Raw genomic sequence first — 1,921 nt, forward strand, 5'->3', positions numbered from 1 at the left:
AACTCACCCCCACCCCGCAGCCTGTTGCGGCCCGCCCCCGGGTCGGACGCGTGCCGATGGCCCCCGACGACGCACACGACGCGTATGACACCCAGGGCCTGGCTCAAGCCCTGGACCAGGCCCTGGCCCAGGCCGGCGTCGCAGCGGAAACGAAGCAGCACGCTTACGACGTGCTCACGGGTCTGGTCGGCGGGGAACCGGACCTGGCGGCGCTGGCCCGGCGACTGCTCCACCTCGATGGCTCGGTCGTGCCCGACGAGACGGTCCTCGGCTGGCTGTACGAGCTGGTCGTGACGGCGGATCAGGCGGGGCGTGCGTACAGTCCGGCCGCGATCGGTGCGTTCGACCTGCAACGGCGTGGTGCGCTGGGCGCGCGGTCGCAGTTGATCGATGAGACGGGTTGGCTGACGGGTCGTGACTGGACGCGCGATACCAATGAGCTACAGCTGGACACGTATCAAGTGGGCGATAGGAACGGTAGGAGGTTGTTCGGCAGCCATGATGCGCCGTGGACGCAGCAACGGTGGGTGGTCTCGGCCGTTGCCCGCCGTGGGCTTCCGGTGGTTGCCGACGGTGAGGGGAATCCGCTGGCTGTCCATGACTGGGAGGAGTTCGCCGAGCTGCTGGAGTATGACTCGGAGTGGCAGCAGCCCCGGAGCGAGCTGGTGATCGTGGTGGATCGGGCCGGGGAGCGGACGTTGGAGGGTCCGGCCTTTGTGGCCGATCGGCTGAATGTGAGGACCTGGTCGGCCAACAGTCGGATCATCCAGTTCACGGCGCCGGATGGTGAGCGGGTGCTCCGCTTGGTGGGTAGGGGCGCGGTCTGGATTCCCAATGATCCGGGTCAGCGTTCTCGTGCTGTACTGGGCTCTGTGGCGGACGTCAATGGTGTGGAAATCCCTGATGGCCAAATCGTGTCGACGGCAATGGTCGGGATCGACGGGCAGGGTACGGGCGGGCGTTTCATGCTGACCCCCGAGCAGATAGCGGCGGAATTTCTTGACAGAAGCCAGATATCCAATGTCGAGCATTTCACTTATGCAGAGATCGAGACGAGGCCGGACGGGTCCGCGCGTATCGTGCGCGAGTCCAAGGCGCATCGGCTTCCTTTCCCCCTCCCGGCGTATACGATGGTTTTCCATTTCGATGGCACTGTCGGGCAAGTTCCGCTGATCGATGGCTCTTCTCGTGATGCGCCGATAGACGAGATTGCGGGGTACCACGGGCGGCGGGGAAGTTTCCAGTCGTCGGTGCGGCCGGGGGATTCGGTGATGGCATTGGCGTGCAAAGCCACCCGGCATCGGATCAATGCCGATGATCCTTTCGGTGACCCCAGCGCTTTCCAGCGCGCGGCGAATATGTTGGGCACTCCAGTTGTCGGAGCTAATGTCCGGATTGGTTACGCGCCGAAATCCGGTAATTATCCAGATCGGTACAACTTGGAAGTGAAAGACATCCGCCGACCGGCTGGAGCGGGTTTTGAGACCGCTTATCCCGAACTGAACGCGCATCAGTTGCAGGAATGGGCTCAGCGGCTCGGCGGTCCACTCGGGCAGCGGCCGGAGGAGCAGCAGTTGCTGAGGTGGCTCCGGGCGGCACGGTTTGCTTTCGGGGCGAAGCTCGGGCCGGACGAATCGAATTTCGAACGGGCCATGCGGGCTTTCCAGGAGCTTGACGCGCTGCGTGCCCTCGATGGTGACACCGGGCCGCTCACGCTGTCCAAGCTGTGGGACATCACGGCGGATTACAACAAGGCCAAGGGTCTTGAGCAGTCGTGGGCGGGCCTGCTGTTGCTGCTGGACGAGGTGCTTTCCCTGACGGGCCGTGGCGTGCCGTCGGCTCCTGTGGAGGCGTTGGAGTCGGCTGTGGATATGTCGGCGCCGGGGTTGGATTCTCTTGCGGAGCCGGTTGTTGTGGGGCT

General features: G+C 64.5%; 1 protein-coding gene. It reads left to right on the forward strand.

All coding sequences use genetic code 11. The annotated features are described in order from the left end of the window. Window positions 1-56: 56 nt before the first annotated feature. Window positions 57-1,921, forward strand: a 1,865-nt coding sequence (locus NFU81_RS02875; RefSeq protein WP_251484618.1) for a hypothetical protein, incomplete at its 3' end; no start/stop codon positions are given.

It is taken from the genome of Actinacidiphila cocklensis, assembly GCF_907177275.1.
Classification (GTDB): Bacteria; Actinomycetota; Actinomycetes; order Streptomycetales; family Streptomycetaceae; genus Actinacidiphila; species Actinacidiphila cocklensis.